The sequence below is a fragment of the Mesorhizobium sp. B2-1-8 genome (assembly GCF_006442545.2).
Taxonomy (GTDB): Bacteria; Pseudomonadota; Alphaproteobacteria; order Rhizobiales; family Rhizobiaceae; genus Mesorhizobium.
Genome location: NZ_CP083952.1, coordinates 6,310,214 through 6,324,492, shown reverse-complemented (window position 1 = coordinate 6,324,492; position 14,279 = coordinate 6,310,214). Strand labels below are relative to the sequence as shown.

The 14,279-nt window shown below is 63.2% G+C and carries 15 protein-coding genes and 1 riboswitch; of the genes, 10 read left to right on the top strand and 5 right to left on the bottom strand.

Annotated features, from left to right (window positions below; all coding sequences use genetic code 11):
- Window positions 1-255: 255 nt before the first annotated feature.
- The 3 genes from FJ970_RS30915 (at window position 256) to FJ970_RS30905 (ending at window position 2,470) form a co-directional block, all read left to right on the top strand.
- Window positions 256-987 (top strand): helix-turn-helix transcriptional regulator, encoded by a 732-nt coding sequence (locus tag FJ970_RS30915; RefSeq protein ID WP_140757830.1) that lies wholly within the window; start codon window positions 256-258, stop codon window positions 985-987.
- Window positions 988-1,085: 98 nt separating this feature from the next.
- The gene (locus FJ970_RS30910) at window positions 1,086-1,724 is read left to right on the top strand and encodes an acyl-homoserine-lactone synthase (RefSeq protein WP_140757829.1); all 639 of its coding nucleotides are present in this window, start codon (window positions 1,086-1,088) and stop codon (window positions 1,722-1,724) included.
- The gene (locus tag FJ970_RS30905; protein ID WP_140757828.1) at window positions 1,721-2,470 is read left to right on the top strand and encodes an enoyl-CoA hydratase-related protein; all 750 of its coding nucleotides are present in this window, start codon (window positions 1,721-1,723) and stop codon (window positions 2,468-2,470) included. The genes FJ970_RS30910 and FJ970_RS30905 overlap by 4 nt, the downstream gene beginning before the upstream one ends.
- Before the next feature lie 98 nt (window positions 2,471-2,568).
- Here the strand turns inward: FJ970_RS30905 and ppk2 are convergent, their stop codons facing one another.
- On the bottom strand, window positions 2,569-3,474 hold the full coding sequence (gene ppk2, locus FJ970_RS30900; protein ID WP_140757827.1) for a polyphosphate kinase 2: 906 nt from the start codon (window positions 3,472-3,474) through the stop codon (window positions 2,569-2,571).
- A 156-nt stretch (window positions 3,475-3,630) separates the two neighbouring features.
- Between ppk2 and FJ970_RS30895 the strand changes: the two genes are divergently transcribed.
- The 3 genes from FJ970_RS30895 (at window position 3,631) to FJ970_RS30885 (ending at window position 6,843) form a co-directional block, all read left to right on the top strand.
- Window positions 3,631-4,896 carry an ATP-binding protein gene (locus FJ970_RS30895; RefSeq protein WP_140757826.1) on the top strand — a complete coding sequence of 422 codons (1,266 nt, stop codon included), beginning with the start codon at window positions 3,631-3,633 and terminating at the stop codon, window positions 4,894-4,896.
- Between the two features lie 116 nt (window positions 4,897-5,012).
- Entirely contained in the window at window positions 5,013-5,738 is a 726-nt protein-coding gene (gene phoU / locus FJ970_RS30890; RefSeq protein WP_140757825.1) for a phosphate signaling complex protein PhoU, read from the top strand.
- A 97-nt stretch (window positions 5,739-5,835) separates the two neighbouring features.
- Entirely contained in the window at window positions 5,836-6,843 is a 1,008-nt protein-coding gene (locus FJ970_RS30885; RefSeq protein ID WP_140757824.1) for a magnesium and cobalt transport protein CorA, read from the top strand.
- A gap of 92 nt (window positions 6,844-6,935) precedes the next feature.
- Here the strand turns inward: FJ970_RS30885 and FJ970_RS30880 are convergent, their stop codons facing one another.
- Entirely contained in the window at window positions 6,936-7,454 is a 519-nt protein-coding gene (locus FJ970_RS30880) for a GcrA family cell cycle regulator (protein WP_140614743.1), read from the bottom strand.
- Between the two features lie 356 nt (window positions 7,455-7,810).
- On the opposite strand from FJ970_RS30880, the gene FJ970_RS30875 reads away from it, so the two are divergent.
- From FJ970_RS30875 to FJ970_RS30865, 3 genes are all read left to right on the top strand, one after another.
- A complete protein-coding gene (locus tag FJ970_RS30875) occupies window positions 7,811-9,010 on the top strand; it encodes an aspartate aminotransferase family protein (protein ID WP_140757823.1) in 1,200 nt (399 codons plus the stop codon).
- Between the two features lie 16 nt (window positions 9,011-9,026).
- On the top strand, window positions 9,027-9,938 hold the full coding sequence (gene argF, locus FJ970_RS30870) for an ornithine carbamoyltransferase (RefSeq protein WP_140757822.1): 912 nt from the start codon (window positions 9,027-9,029) through the stop codon (window positions 9,936-9,938).
- A 129-nt stretch (window positions 9,939-10,067) separates the two neighbouring features.
- Entirely contained in the window at window positions 10,068-11,099 is a 1,032-nt protein-coding gene (locus FJ970_RS30865) for an Hsp33 family molecular chaperone (protein ID WP_140757821.1), read from the top strand.
- A gap of 75 nt (window positions 11,100-11,174) precedes the next feature.
- Here FJ970_RS30865 and apaG read toward each other — a convergent pair whose 3' ends face one another.
- Both apaG and FJ970_RS30855 read right to left on the bottom strand, forming a co-directional pair.
- Window positions 11,175-11,567: a Co2+/Mg2+ efflux protein ApaG gene (gene apaG, locus FJ970_RS30860; protein ID WP_027146773.1), complete on the bottom strand. Its 393-nt coding sequence runs from the start codon at window positions 11,565-11,567 to the stop codon at window positions 11,175-11,177.
- Window positions 11,552-11,926, bottom strand: a complete 375-nt coding sequence (locus FJ970_RS30855; RefSeq protein WP_227792225.1) for a hypothetical protein — start codon at window positions 11,924-11,926, stop codon at window positions 11,552-11,554. The genes apaG and FJ970_RS30855 overlap by 16 nt, the downstream gene beginning before the upstream one ends.
- On the opposite strand from FJ970_RS30855, the gene FJ970_RS30850 reads away from it, so the two are divergent.
- Entirely contained in the window at window positions 11,916-12,935 is a 1,020-nt protein-coding gene (locus tag FJ970_RS30850; protein WP_415752021.1) for a ceramide glucosyltransferase, read from the top strand. The genes FJ970_RS30855 and FJ970_RS30850 overlap by 11 nt on opposite strands.
- An 18-nt stretch (window positions 12,936-12,953) precedes the next feature.
- On the opposite strand, the gene FJ970_RS30845 is transcribed toward FJ970_RS30850, so the two are convergent.
- Window positions 12,954-14,144 carry an O-succinylhomoserine sulfhydrylase gene (locus FJ970_RS30845; RefSeq protein WP_140757819.1) on the bottom strand — a complete coding sequence of 397 codons (1,191 nt, stop codon included), beginning with the start codon at window positions 14,142-14,144 and terminating at the stop codon, window positions 12,954-12,956.
- Window positions 14,145-14,201: 57 nt separating this feature from the next.
- Window positions 14,202-14,279, bottom strand: a riboswitch (SAM riboswitch).

Sequence of the window (14,279 nt, the reverse complement as noted above, 5' to 3'; positions counted from 1 at the left end):
GAACTCCGCCGCACTCGTTCTCGTGCCGGTTTTGGTACGAAAATGGTACAGGCACAATGCTTTTTGATTTCAACGCTTCGATTTCAGGATATGGTTCGGTGGGTTTGCAAACAGCGGTGGCTGCCCTGGTGGGGTACCAGGGTCGAGAACCACAACCGGAAGCGGGCGCTTTGCAATTCTTGGTCGGTGGCGAAGTGCCGGCAAGGCGTGGACCATGGACTTTAATGCATAAGGCAACATGGGGTTGATGTTGCGATGGGTCAGTTCGATCGGACGCTGGAATACATAGACCAGCTGCAGCACGCCGCAACGGCGGCCGCGGTCTGCGAGAAACTGTTGGGCGTAACATCGGAGTTCGGCCTGACCGCGCTGATGGCCGGAACCGTTCCGAAGCCGCGCACGCCCACGGGTCAGCAAAAGCAGCATGTGCTGCTTTGCGACTGGCCGGTCGAATGGCTCGAGCGCTATGTGACGCGCAACTATGTCGATCACGATCCCGTCGTCAGTCACATGAAACAGCTGCAGGCGCCGTTCCAGTGGCGGGAAGCCGCCCAGGGGCTTCGCATCGACAAGGGCAGTGGCGAAGTGATGGGCGACGCCGGCGCCTTCAAGCTTCGCGATGGGCTGGCCTTTCCGCTGATCACGCTCGACGGCGAAATCGTCATGGTGTCGCTGGGTGGCGAGGCCGTGGAACTGTCGGCGGCCGAGTTCGGCCTGGTCTCGCTGGTCTCGACCTATGCCGTTGGCCGCGCCATGCAACTCCACACCATGGCGGCCACGACCATCGATCACATCGAACTGACGCCGCGCGAACGCGAGTGCCTGCAATGGGCCGCCGTCGGCAAGTCCGAATGGGAGATTTCGCAAATCCTCGGCATCTCCGAACACACGTCGGAGAAACATCTTCTTAACGCCAAAAGCAAACTCGGTGCCGTCAACCGGGTGCAGGCAGTCGCCGAGGCGATAAGGCGGGGATACATTAGCTAGGTCGGCCGTGCCGGCCTAGAACTTCTCGCCTACGTGATCACGCAATTTTCGCATCGAAGCACGGCCGTATCTTCCCCTGAAACACAGGAGACTACGGAATGCTTTTTTGTCTTTCGACCAAAGAATTGATGGAACGCCCCGACCTCTGGGAGGCCGTCCATCGGCTGCGCTATCGGATATTCGTCGAGGAAATGGGATGGGAGGACCTGCGTCGCCCCGACGGGTTCGAGGTCGACCAGTTCGATCATGACGAGGCGGTGCATCAGATCGTCATCAGGGGCAATGAAGTCGCGGGTTATCAGCGGATGTTGCCGACCACGCGGCCGCATCTCTTGACCGAGGTGTTGACCGATCTCTCCGAAGGAACGCCGCCGGCGGGTCCCAACATCTGGGAGTTGACCCGCTATGCGGTGGCTCCGGGTTTTCGCGATGGCCGGCGCGGCGTCTCGACCGTCGGCACGGAATTGATAGCCGGTTTCGTCGAGTGGGGTCTGAAGCGCGGCGTCGACAAGGTGATCATCGAGTTCGAGCCGATGTGGGTGCTGCGCGCACTGCAGTTGCACTTCCTGGCGACGCCGCTGGGCTATCAGCGCACCTATGGCAACCAGCAGGTCGTGGCGACGCTGCTCACCTTCAACGAGCACACGCTGGACGTGGTGCGTTCGCGCCGCAAACATCATGCACCCGTCCTGGCCAGGGGATATCCCGACATGTTCGGCCAAAGGAGGGCGTCATGAACGCGCATCCGCAGCCTGAACTGCGCAACCACGCGCTGATCGTCACCGTATCGTCGAATGACGGCCGGCCGGTGCTCGACAGACGGGCCTATGAGAGCCTTGCCAGGACGTTCCACGAGGCCGCCGAGAACGACGAGGTGCGGGTCGTCGTGCTGCGCGGCCTGGCGGGCTGCTTCTGTCTTGGCGGCGACTTTTCCGAATTCCTGGATGCCACCAAGCATCAGAAGCTGATCGCCGCCGTCACCGACATGTTCCGCATGCTGGCGACGTTTCCAAAGCCCATCCTGGCCTGTGTCGACGGCGATGCCGTCGGCGTCGGCTGCACCATCCTGTTCCATTGCGACATGGTGATCGCGTCGGAAAAAAGCACGTTCCGGGTGCCGTTCGTCGATTTCGGCCTTGTGCCGGACGCGGCGACCAGCATCCTGGCGCCGCAGAAGCTCGGCTATGCCGGCGCTTTCCGCTTCTTCTGCCTCGGCGACACGCTTCGTGCCGAGGACGCCAGGGCGCTCGGCCTCGTCGCCGAGATCGTCCCGGAGGGCAGCGTCGAGGAGGCGACGCTCGGCCGGGCCAGGCAGCTCGTCAAAAAGCCGGTTGCGGCGTTGCTGCAGACGCGCGGCCTGCTCAAGGGCAACACCACGGCACTTTGCGAGCGCATCGATGAGGAGATATCGCTGTTCAAGCAGGCGCTGCAAGACGACGCGACGCTGCGACGGTTGCAGCGGATCGCGCGCCTGGCGGCCTAGAGTCGGATGGTTTCAGGTCGAATCGGCCTGAAACCTGAATCGGTAGTGCGTCTATCAAATTGCGCCGCGCTCCCTTTGGCTGCGCGGCACCAAAAGCGTCAGTCCTGCTTGCCGAGGAATGATGGTCCCTCGCCGATGATCTTCCTGTCTTCCTTGCCGATGACATCGAGATCGCGCCCCTCATAGGGCAGCGACAGGAGGATGCGACGCATCACCGCCAGCCGCGCGCGGCGCTTGTCGTTGGCCCGCACGATGATCCATGGCGCGAACTCCTTGTGGGTGTGCTCGAGCATGCTGTCGCGCGCCTTGGTGTAATCGTCCCACTTGGTGATGCCGGCAATGTCGATCGGCGAGAACTTCCAGCTCTTCAGGGGGCTGTAGCGGCGATCGTGAAAGCGCTCGAGCTGCGTCTCCTGGCCGATGTTCAGCCAGAATTTGAAGAAATGCATGCCGTCATTGACGATCATTCGTTCGAAATGCGGCGTCTCGTCGAGAAACTTCTCGTGCTGTTCGGGGGTGCAAAAACCCATCACCGGCTCGACGCCGGCGCGGTTGTACCAGGAGCGGTCGAAGGTGACGAATTCGCCCGACGTCGGGAAATGATCGGCATAGCGCTGGTAATACCATTGCCCCAACTCCGTCGGGGTCGGCTTGGTCAGCGCGACGTTGCGCGCCGTGCGCGGGTTGAGGTACTGGCGCAGCACGAAGATCGTGCCGCCCTTGCCGGCGGCGTCACGCCCCTCGAACAGCGCCATCACCCGCTTGCCGGTCGCCTGCAGCCACGCTTGCGCCTTGACCAGCTCGATCTGCAAATGCTCGAGCGTTTCGTCATACTCCTCGTTTTTCATCTTCTTGTCGTAGGGATACCCGCCCGCGGCCAGCTTGTTCTCCTCGACCCAGTCCGGAAGCTCGGGATTCTCGATGTCGAACTCCCGTTCCTTGCCGCCGATCCGGATTTTCAGCGGACCTGTTGGCGTGGCGGAGTTTTCCTTGGCCTTATTCATGCAGACGAACCCTTTTAAGTGTCTGGACTCATGCTATTGGGAGCCATTACAGCGCCGCGCGTCCATTTGGACACGCGAAGGACGCTGTAGCACTTTTGATTTGCGGTCCAGCGGAAGTTTTCGCCGCCGTGTGACCGGTGGAGGCTGGGCGCGCGAATGACTGACCTGGGCGCGGAGCAGAAAAGCACGGGGCAAGCGATCGCCGGCCGGCTGTGGAACAGCCGCTGGCTGCTCGCGGCCGGTGTCCTGGCGGTCCTGATCACCTATGGCTTCGCGGGTATTTCCGCCTACGTGCTGGTACCGGCGCTGCTCCTGCTGCTGGCGGCGGCAATATTGCCGGTGGCGGGTGCGCGCCATTCCGCCGAGGGCGCTGTGGCAATCGAGGCGGTGGGCTTGCTGCGCCTGTCCGGCGAATATCTGGCGGCCGCCGTCGCCGATCCGCTGATCATCTTCGACCATGCCGCCACCATCGTCCACGCCAACGCCGCCGCCTTTGCCGCCTTTGGCGGCATCGCGCCCGGCATATCGCTGCCGCTGAAATTCCGGGCGCCGGAAATGCAGGCGCTGCTGGACAGTGTCCTGTCGGGCACCGTCGCCTCGGATGTTGTCGACTACACAGAGAAACTGCCCGTCGAACGGGCCTACCGGGTCAGCGCGTCCTCGGTCGGGCATGGCACCGACCTCTATGTGCTGGTCTTCAAGGACCAGAGCGAGGCGCGGCGCATAGACCGCATGCGCGCGGACTTCATCGCCAATGCCAGTCATGAGTTGCGCACCCCGCTGGCTTCGATCGCGGGCTTCATCGAAACGCTGCGCGGACCGGCCCGCAACGATCCGGCGGCGCGCGAGCAGTTCCTCCAGATCATGCAGAACCAGACCGGCCGCATGGCGCGCCTGATCGATGACCTGCTGTCGCTGTCGCGGCTGGAGATGAAGCCCTATCTGAAGCCGGGAACCGAAGTCGATCTGCGCCAGACCGTGGACGGCGTCATCGATTCGCTCGGACCGCTCGCCCGGGAAAACAATGTCGTCATCGAGCGCGATTTCGCCGAGGGGTCGCTCGATGTGCCGGGCGATCGCGACGAGCTGTTCCAGGTGTTCGAGAACCTTTTGGAAAATGCCTGCAAATACGGCCAGTCGGGCGGGCGGGTTGTGGTGTCGATCGCGCGCGGCGAAGATGGTGCCGAACCGGGCATCGACGTGACGATCAGGGATTTTGGCCCCGGCATTCCCGAGGAGCATATCCCGCGCATCACCGAGCGCTTCTATCGCATCGATGTCGAGACCAGCCGCACGCAGAAAGGCACGGGTCTTGGCCTGTCGATCGTCAAGCACATCCTGACGCGTCACAACGCCAGGCTGACGATCAGGTCCGAGGTCGGCAAGGGCGCCGCCTTCTCGGTCCATTTGCCGGCGCACTGATACTGCCCTAGTTTTCCACGGGACCGTTTCTTTTTTCTGTCATCCGGTTAGCGTATCAGCGGGGATTCGAGGAAACGACTCAAAGACAAGACACCCCGTGGGAAGGCATTTCGTCCATGCAATCCGTTCACACAATGAGCGCCTTTGACGAGGAACTGAAAGATCTCTCCAAGCGCATCGCCGCGATGGGCGGCCATGCCGAGCGCATGGTCGAACAGGCGGTCGCCGCCTTGGTCAATGCCGATCCGGGATTGGCCCAGAAAGTCATTCGCGATGACGCCGTGCTGGATGAGGGGCAGCGTGAGATCGACGACAAGGCGATCATCATCATCGCCAAGCGCCAGCCGATGGCGACGGACCTGCGCGAGATCGTCGGCGCCATCCGCATTTCGGCCGACCTCGAGCGGGTCGGAGACCTCGGCAAGAACGTCGCCAAGCGGGTGGCTGCCGTCACCGACGGCCGTCAGCCGACCAGCCTTTTCCGCGGCTTGGAGGCTCTGGCCAACCTGGCGCTGACCCAGCTGAAGGAAGTGCTCGACGTCTACGCGTCGCGTTCGGTCGACAAGATCGGCTTCGTGCGCGACCGTGACGACCAGATCGATGCCATGTACACGTCGCTGTTTCGCGAATTGCTGACCTACATGATGGAAGATCCGCGCAACATCACGCCCTGTACGCATCTGCTGTTCTGCGCCAAGAACATCGAGCGTATCGGCGATCACGCCACCAACATCGCCGAGACCATCTACTACATCGTCACCGGCGACCAGATGCCGGCCGAGCGGCCGAAGAGCGACAAGACGGACAAGATCGGCCTCCCCGCGGCGCTGCCAGTGAAGTGAACGCACGTCCTCTCGAACGCTTAATCATATTGCGCTAAACTATCCCGAGATAAACTTGCTGGTTCCCCAGGGAAGGCAACGCTTTCGGGAGGCTGCGATGGAATATGTCCGCGAGTTCAAGCCCTCGCCGCCGTCATCGGGCATCATCGCCTGCGGTGTCTATACCGCCGGGCGCCGGATCGCCGATATTCCGATCGAGGAAGCCGGCGAATGGGCCAAGAAATCGGGGCATGTCGTCTGGATCGGGCTGCTTGAACCTGACCGCGAACTTCTGTTGCGCGTCAAGGCGCAGTTTCATCTTCATGAGCTGGCGATCGAGGATGCCGAGCATCCGCACCAGCGGCCAAAGATCGAGCAATATGGCGATGCGCTGTTCATCGTTGCTCGCACGGCGCAATTGATCGAAGGGCGCGTCACCTTCGGCGAGACACATCTGTTTGTCGGCTCAGGCTACATCGTCAGCGTCAGGCACGGCCCGTCGACATCCTATGCCGCCGTGCGCCAGCACTGGGAAAGCTGCCCGCATTCGCTGGCCAAGGGCGAGGATTTCGTCCTCTACGCGATTCTCGACTTCATCGTCGACAATTACATGCCCGTGCTCGAGCAGATCGAGGACGAGGTCGAGGCGATCGAGGACAAGGTCCTGCTGAAGCCGATGACCGGTCCCGACATCGAACGCCTCTACATGCTGCGCCGCGACCTCCTGCGCCTGCGCAACGCGGCATTGCCATTGGTGGAAGTCTGCCGCCGGCTGACCAGCGCCGAGCTGCCGCAGATCCATTCGGCCATGCACCCGCTGTTCCGCGACGTGACGGATCATATCCGTACCGTCCAGGAGAAGGTCGACAGCCTGCGCGAGGTGCTGGCCTTCGCCTTCGAGGCCAGTCTTCTGGTCGGTCAGAGCCAGGAAACGGCGATCTCGAAGAAACTCGCCTCATGGGCGGCCATCCTGGCGGTGCCAACCGCATTCGCCGGCATCTACGGCATGAACTTTACCGACATGCCGGAGCTGAAGATGGAATATGGCTACCCGATGGTGCTGGCCATCATCGCGCTGATCTGCTCTTTTTTGTACTGGCGGTTTCGCAAGAATGGATGGTTGTGAAGTAGTCAGTAGTCAGTAGTCAGTAGTCAGTAGTCAGTAGTCAGTAGTCAGTAGTGATTGGTGGGATCACCGCTACTCACTACTCACTCCGCTCAGCGATTCCGCCGCCGCTCCGCCGCTGGCTGGAACGCCACCCGGGCATGGTATTTGCAGTAAGGACCGGTTTCGGCGGCTTCGTTGCCGCAGAAATTGAAGTCCTCCGAAAGCGGATCGCCATTCGGCCATTTGCAGGTGCGCTCGGTCAGTTCGACGAGTTGCAGATGCCGTGAGATCGGGACCACGACGTTCTCGACCGGGCGGATGTAGTGTCTTGCCACTGGTTCGGCGTCGAATTGCGTCTGAAGGGCCGTCGCGCCGATCGAAGTCGTGACATGGCGTGCCGTGCTCGCGGCGCGCGCCACCGACTTCTGGACGGTCGATCCCTGCGTCGCCTTCTTCTGGCGTGCCGGCGTCGCTGTCGCACGGCCGCGGCCTGACAGCTTCAGCCGGTGCACCTTGCCGATGACCGCGTTGCGGCTGACCCCTCCGAGCTGCGCGGCAATCTGGCTTGCGCTCAGACCCTCCGACCACAGTTTTCTCAAGAGTTCTACCCGCTCGTCAGTCCAGTTCATGACCGCGCTCCTTATAAGCGTGCGGCAACCAGAATCCATTCCCGACCCAGCACCACTGCTGGGGCAGACACCACATATATCTGGTGATTAGGTCCGCCGCACGAAATCTAGTTATTTCTCGACTACAACTACTCTATACGCTGACTCGGTGACAAGAGTCCCAAGTGCAACACGAATCGGTTTTTTCGGTTTTCCCCAACTTGCCCGGTCGCTCATGAGCCGGCGTTGCGTCAGGGGGCTTGCCGCGCGCCACTACGCGACGTTTTCGTTGACTTCATGACCGAAAAACACGATAAGCCGCAGAAGGCCGCCGCTTTGGCGGCTTTTTTGATTTTCCGGTACCGGAGACGCATATAATGAGCGGTTCGGCGCTTTACGAGACCTTTGCTCGCGCACCCCTGGCCTTCGACCATGGGGAAGGCACTTGGCTGGTTACCGACAAGGGCGAGCGATATCTCGATTTCGCCGGCGGCATAGCGGTCAATTCGCTTGGCCACGGCCATCCGCATCTGGTCGCGGCCCTCACCGAACAGGCGGCGAAACTCTGGCACGTCTCCAATCTCTACGAGATCCCGGGGCAGAGCAGGCTCGGCGAGCGGCTGGCAGATGCCACCTTCGCCGACAAGGTGTTCTTCACCAATTCCGGCGCCGAGGCGCTGGAATGCGCGATCAAGACGGCGCGGCGCTACCACTTCGTCAAGGGACATCCCGAGCGCTTCCGCATCATCACCTTCGAGGGCGCCTTCCATGGCCGCACGCTGGCGACCATCGCGGCCGGCGGCCAGTACAAATACCTCGAAGGCTTCGGACCCAAGGTCGAAGGCTTCGACCAGGTCGGTTTCGACGACATCGACGCCGCTGAAAAGGCGATCACGCCCGAGACCGCCGCGATCCTGATCGAGCCGGTGCAAGGCGAGGGCGGTATCCGTCCGGTGCCGACACAGTCGCTGAAGCGGCTGCGGCAGCTCTGCGAGCAGCATGGCCTGCTGTTGATCTACGACGAGGTCCAGTGCGGCATCGGCCGTACCGGCAAGCTGTTCGCGCATGAGTGGTCTGCGGTGACGCCCGACATCATGGCAATCGCCAAGGGCATTGGCGGCGGCTTCCCGATGGGCGCCTGCCTCGCCACCGACGAGGCCGCCGTCGGCATGACCGCCGGCGTGCACGGCACCACCTTCGGCGGCAATCCGCTGGCAATGGCGGTCGGCAACGCCGTCCTCGACGTCGTGCTGGAAGACGGCTTCCTGGAGGATGTCCAGCGCAAGGCGCTACTGATGAAGCAGGGGCTGGCGTCGATAGCCGACGAATTCCCCGAGGTGATCGAGGATATCAGGGGCACCGGGCTGATGCTCGGCCTCAAATGCGCGATGCCCAATGGCAAGGTGAACATGGCGTTGCGCGACCAGCATTTGCTGGCCGTTCCGGCCGGCGACAACGTCATTCGCCTGCTGCCACCGCTCACCGTCACCGACGCCGAGATTCACGAAGCGCTCAACCGCATCCGCGCTGGCGCCAAGGGCCTGTCGGAGGCCATCGCCTCCGCCGCCGCGAAGTAATCCGGAACCATTCCTGATGTCCGTTCGCCATTTCACCGATCTTTCCACCGTTTCCGAAGGCGATTTGCGCTTCATGCTGGATGATGCGGTGACGCGAAAGGCGCGTCTCAAGGCCGGCGAGCGGACCAAGCCGCTCGAAGGCAAGGTGCTGGCCATGATCTTCGACAAACCGTCGACGCGCACGCGCGTTTCTTTCGATGTCGGCATGCGCCAGCTTGGCGGCGAGACCATCATGTTGACCGGCACCGAGATGCAGCTCGGCCGCTCCGAGACCATCGCCGATACAGCCAAGGTGCTGTCGCGCTATGTCGACGCGATCATGATCCGCACCACCTCGCATGAGCGGCTGTTGGAGCTAACCGAGAATGCCACCGTTCCGGTGATCAACGGGCTGACCGACGACACCCATCCCTGCCAGCTGATGGCCGACATCATGACATTCGAGGAGCATCGCGGTCCGGTGGCCGGCAAGACGATTGCCTGGACCGGCGACGGCAACAATGTGCTGCACTCGCTGCTCGAGGCCTCGGCCCGGTTCCGCTTCAACCTCAACGTCGCCGTGCCCGAAGGCAGCGAACCGGCGCAGAAGCATGTCGACTGGTCCAAGGCGCATGGCGGCAAGCTGCATTTCACCCGGTCGCCCGAGGAAGCCGTCGACCAGGCCGACTGCATCGTCACCGACTGCTGGGTGTCGATGGGCCAGGAACACCGTGCCCGCGGCCACAATGTCTTCTCGCCCTACCAGGTCAACGCAGCGCTGATGGCCAGGGCGAAGCCCGACGCCCTGTTCATGCATTGCCTGCCGGCGCATCGCGGCGAGGAGGTGACCGACGAGGTCATCGACGGGCCGCATTCGGTGGTGTTCGACGAGGCCGAGAACCGGCTCCACGCCCAGAAGGCCGTGCTTGCCTGGTGCCTCGGTGCTTGATGTGTCTGAGCGCATGACGTGTCTGGGCGCTTGAAATGCCCAGGCGCTTGATCCGCGGGGGCGCGATGCCTATCTGCGCCGCATCACGCAAATCAAGCGCGTTTGGACGCATGTGCCCACCAGGGCCGCATGGCCGCGCCCTGGAGCCTTGTCATGTTGGAAAGCCATCAAGTGACTGAACATCACCCCAAACTCGGCGAGTTCGGCTACGCCGGCGACGATCACGTCGTTCCCTTCGAGGTCGGTCCGCTCGACGTGCGTGGCCGCACGGTGCAGCTCGGGCCGATGCTCGACGCCATCCTTGGCCGCCACGACTATCCCGAGCCGGTCGCCCGCCTGCTGGCGGAAGCCTGTGTGCTGACGGTGCTGCTCGGCACCTCGCTCAAGTTCGAAGGCAAGTTCATTCTGCAGACCCGTACCGACGGGCCTGTCGACATGCTGGTCGCGGATTTTTCCACGCCGTCGGCGCTGCGCGCCTATGCACGTTTCGACGCCGACCGGCTGGAGGCCCTGATTGCGGCCGGAGAGACCTCGCAGCAAACGCTGCTTGGCAGCGGCGTGCTGGCGCTGACCATCGACCAGGGCGCCCATACGCAGCGCTATCAGGGCATCGTCCAGCTCGATGGCGAGACGCTGGAAGATGCGGCCCGCACCTATTTCCGCCAGTCGGAACAGATCCCGACGGATATCAGGCTCTCTGTCGCCAAGCTGCTGACGCCCGGTGTCGGCGGCGCGCGCGAGCAGTGGCGCGCCGGCGGTATCCTGGCGCAGTTCCTGCCGCAGGCCTCCGAGCGCATGCGCATCCCGGATCTGCCGGGCGGGGATGGCGATCCGCGCGAGGAGATCCATGATCCCACGGACAATTCCTGGCAGGAGTTGCTGGCCTTGCTCGGCACCATCGAGCCGACCGAATTGATCGACCCGACCATCGGCGCCGAGCGGCTGCTCTACCGCTTGTTCCACGAGCATGGCGTGCGCGTCTTCGGAGGCGTTCCCGTCACCGACCAGTGCTCATGCTCCCGGGACAAGATCCGTGGCATCCTCGAGGGCTTCTCCGCGCAGGAGATCAAGGACAGCACCGAGGATGGCGGCATCCATGTCGCCTGCGAGTTCTGTTCTACGCAGTACGATTTCGATCCGGCGGAATTTGCGGCTCAGTGAGGTATCTTTCCTTCTCCCCGTGAACGGGGAGAAGGTGCCCGAAGGGCGGATGAGGGGCAGCGCCACCTTCGGTGCTCAGTTCACCGTTCGCCGTGTCCCCGGCAGATCGAGCGAAAAGGCGGGGATGGCGATGTCGAACGTCTCGCCGCGCTTGTTGCGCATCGTGTAGCGCCCGACCATGATCCCGGACGGGGTCGAGAGCGGGCAGCCGGACGTGTATTGATAGCTGTCGCCGGGATTGAGTTCGGGCTGGTCGCCGACAACGCCCGGGCCGCGCACTTCCTCGACCCGGCCGGCACCATCGGTGATGTGCCAGTAGCGCGACAACAACTGCACGAACTCGTCCGACTGGTTGTCGATCGTTATCTGATAGCCCCAGACATAGCGGTTCTCCGAGGGATCCGAACGGTCCTCGAGATAGAACGGCCTGACCTGCACTTCGATGTTGCGCGTCACGGCGCGGTACATGAGCGGCTCCAAAACAATCCGACGATTTTCGGCGCTCCCGGTGAGCAGGTCAACGTGCGCGTCTTGTCGCGCCCCACCTTGATCCGCAGGTGCCGGCAAAGAATGTCATTTAAGTGACACACGACAATGGTGGTGTGCACGAACCGGGCGACTCGGCGCTCTGTCGAACTGTTGAAAACGGCCACGGTGCGGGCCGCGGGGAGTGACCAGATCTCGATGGAACTCACCTTCATAGCCGCCTCGCTTTCGACCGCACTCATCCTTTCAAACGCCGCCAGCATTTCGCTCGCCGCCTCACAGCTGAAACGGCGCGGCACGATCGCCCCGCCGGCTGGCAAGTCGCAACCGGTGTCGATCATCGTCCCGTCGCGTGGCGTCGAGCCGTTCACGCATGAGACGCTGGAGCGCGCCCTCGCGCTCGACTGGCCACGCTACGAACTGATTTTCTGCGTCGCCCATACCGACGACCCGGTGGTCAAACTGATAAACAGGGCGATTGCCCGGTTTCCCGAGGTGCCGGCCCGGCTGCTGATCGGTGACGACCGTGTCAGCGCCAATCCAAAGCTCAACAATTGCGTCAAGGGCTGGGAAGCGGCGCGCCATGACTGGGTCATCCTTGCCGATTCCAACGTCTTGATGCCGAGGGACTATGTCGAGCACATGATGGCGGCATGGCGGCCCGACACCGGCCTTGTCTGCTCGACGCCGATCGGCTCGCGACCAGAGGGTTTCTGGGCCGATGTCGAATGCGCCTTCCTCAACACATTGCAGGCCCGCTGGCAGTATGCCGGCGAGGCGCTCGGCCTCGGCTTTGCCCAGGGCAAGAGCATGCTGTGGAACAAGCCGATGCTGGACGCAAATGGCGGCATTCGCGCGCTGGCCGCCGAGATCGCCGAGGACGCCGCCGCGACCAAGCTGGTCAACGGCCTCGGCCTGCGCGTCAATCTCGTTGCGGCGCCCTTCGAGCAGCCGCTCGGCCAGCGCACGCTTGGCGAGATCTGGTCGCGCCAGGCCCGCTGGGCGCGCCTACGCCGCGTCACCTTCCCGCTGTTCTTCGCGCCCGAAATCCTGACTGGCGCGGCGGTTCCTCTCGCGCTTGCGCTGGTTGCGGCGGCGAGCGCGGGCGTCAGCCTCTGGGCAACCGCGATTGCCGTCTTGGCGGCCTTCTACCTTCCGGAGTGCGCGCTGGCCTTGTCCAAGGGCTGGCACCTGTCGCCGCGCATGGTCGCGGCGATGATCGCGCGCGACGTGATGCTCCCGTTCATCTGGGCGCGCGGCTGGCTCGGCGGCGCCGTCGACTGGCGCGGCAACGCCATGACCATCCGCACCAAGACAGCCGAACTGGAGGAGACGCCGTCACGCGCCTGATCGACGCCCCTAAACAGCCTATTTGGCGGCCTTCAGCGCCTGCGCGATGTCTTCCAGCAGGTCGTCGGCGTCCTCCAGGCCGACAGACAGCCTGAGCGTGCCAGGCCCGATGCCCAGTTCGGCGCGGGCCTCGTCGCTCAGGTTCTTGTGCGTCGTCGTCGCCGGATGGGTGATCAGGCTCTTGGCATCGCCAAGATTGTTCGAGATCAGCACGATGTCGAGGGCGTTCTGCAGGGCGAAGGCCGCCGGCTTGCCGCCCTTGACGTCAAGGCAGATCAGCGTCGAGCCGCCCGACATCTGCTTCTTGACGATGGTGGCCTGCGGGTGGTCGGCCCGGCCAGGATAGATGACGCGGGCGATCTGCGGCTGCTCGGCCAGGAAGTCGGCGATCCTGCCGGCACTTTCCGTCTGCTGGCGCACGCGCAGCGGCAGCGTCTCGAGGCCCTTCAGCAAGGTCCAGGCATTGAACGGCGACAGGCTGGGGCCGGTGTGGCGGAAGTAGTCGTGCAGATTTTCGTCGATCCACTTCTTGTCCGACAGGATGACGCCGCCCAGGCAGCGACCCTGGCCGTCGATGTGCTTGGTGGCCGAGTAGACGACGATGTGCGCACCAAGCTGCAACGGCTTCTGCTGTAGCGGCGTGGCGAAGACATTGTCGACGACAAGCCTCGCGCCGATCGAATTGGCAAGCGAAGCGACGGCGGCGATGTCGACGACTTCCAGCGTCGGGTTGGTGGGGCTTTCCAGGAAGAACAGCTTGGTGTTCGGCCTGACCGCCTTTTCCCAGTTCGCGATATCGGTGCCGTCGACCAAAGTCGCCTCGATGCCATAGCGCGGCGCCAGCGTCTCGACCACCCAGCGGCAGGAACCGAACAGCGCGCGCGCCGCCACGATATGGTCGCCGGCCTTGACGCTGCACAGAAGGGCCGCCGTCACCGCAGCCATGCCCGACGCCGTGGCGCGCGCGTCCTCGGCGCCTTCGAGAGCGCACATGCGCTTTTCGAACATGTCGACGGTCGGGTTGGCGTAACGCGAATAGATGAAGCCAGGCTCTTCGCCCTTGAAGCGGGCTTCCGCCGCCTCGGCGGTCTTGTAGACATAGCCTTGGGTCAGGTACATCGCCTCGGAGGTTTCGCCGAAGCCGGAACGCAGGGTTCCGCCATGCACGAGTGCGGTTTGAGGCTTCCAATTGCGCGTCTTGCTCGTCATCGTCCTATCCAAACACAAAAAAACCGGCCGCGAAAAAGTCGCAACCGGTCCATACGGCCTTGCGGCCCGACGGTCCTTTAGCGACTTGTTTAACGTGGCTGCAAGCCGACCGGCCAAATCACCACGGGATAACGA

Bases quoted from the DNA above. Each gene is read 5' to 3' on its own strand.
- FJ970_RS30915 (WP_140757830.1), top strand. From the start codon at position 256: ATGGGTCAGTTCGATCGGACGCTGGAATACATAGACCAGCTGCAGCAC.
- FJ970_RS30910 (WP_140757829.1), top strand. From the start codon at position 1,086: ATGCTTTTTTGTCTTTCGACCAAAGAATTGATGGAACGCCCCGACCTC.
- FJ970_RS30905 (WP_140757828.1), top strand. From the start codon at position 1,721: ATGAACGCGCATCCGCAGCCTGAACTGCGCAACCACGCGCTGATCGTC.
- ppk2 (WP_140757827.1), bottom strand. From the start codon at position 3,474: ATGAATAAGGCCAAGGAAAACTCCGCCACGCCAACAGGTCCGCTGAAA.
- FJ970_RS30895 (WP_140757826.1), top strand. From the start codon at position 3,631: ATGACTGACCTGGGCGCGGAGCAGAAAAGCACGGGGCAAGCGATCGCC.
- phoU (WP_140757825.1), top strand. From the start codon at position 5,013: ATGCAATCCGTTCACACAATGAGCGCCTTTGACGAGGAACTGAAAGAT.
- FJ970_RS30885 (WP_140757824.1), top strand. From the start codon at position 5,836: ATGGAATATGTCCGCGAGTTCAAGCCCTCGCCGCCGTCATCGGGCATC.
- FJ970_RS30880 (WP_140614743.1), bottom strand. From the start codon at position 7,454: ATGAACTGGACTGACGAGCGGGTAGAACTCTTGAGAAAACTGTGGTCG.
- FJ970_RS30875 (WP_140757823.1), top strand. From the start codon at position 7,811: ATGAGCGGTTCGGCGCTTTACGAGACCTTTGCTCGCGCACCCCTGGCC.
- argF (WP_140757822.1), top strand. From the start codon at position 9,027: ATGTCCGTTCGCCATTTCACCGATCTTTCCACCGTTTCCGAAGGCGAT.
- FJ970_RS30865 (WP_140757821.1), top strand. From the start codon at position 10,068: ATGGCCGCGCCCTGGAGCCTTGTCATGTTGGAAAGCCATCAAGTGACT.
- apaG (WP_027146773.1), bottom strand. From the start codon at position 11,567: ATGTACCGCGCCGTGACGCGCAACATCGAAGTGCAGGTCAGGCCGTTC.
- FJ970_RS30855 (WP_227792225.1), bottom strand. From the start codon at position 11,926: ATGATCGACACCGGTTGCGACTTGCCAGCCGGCGGGGCGATCGTGCCG.
- FJ970_RS30845 (WP_140757819.1), bottom strand. From the start codon at position 14,144: ATGACGAGCAAGACGCGCAATTGGAAGCCTCAAACCGCACTCGTGCAT.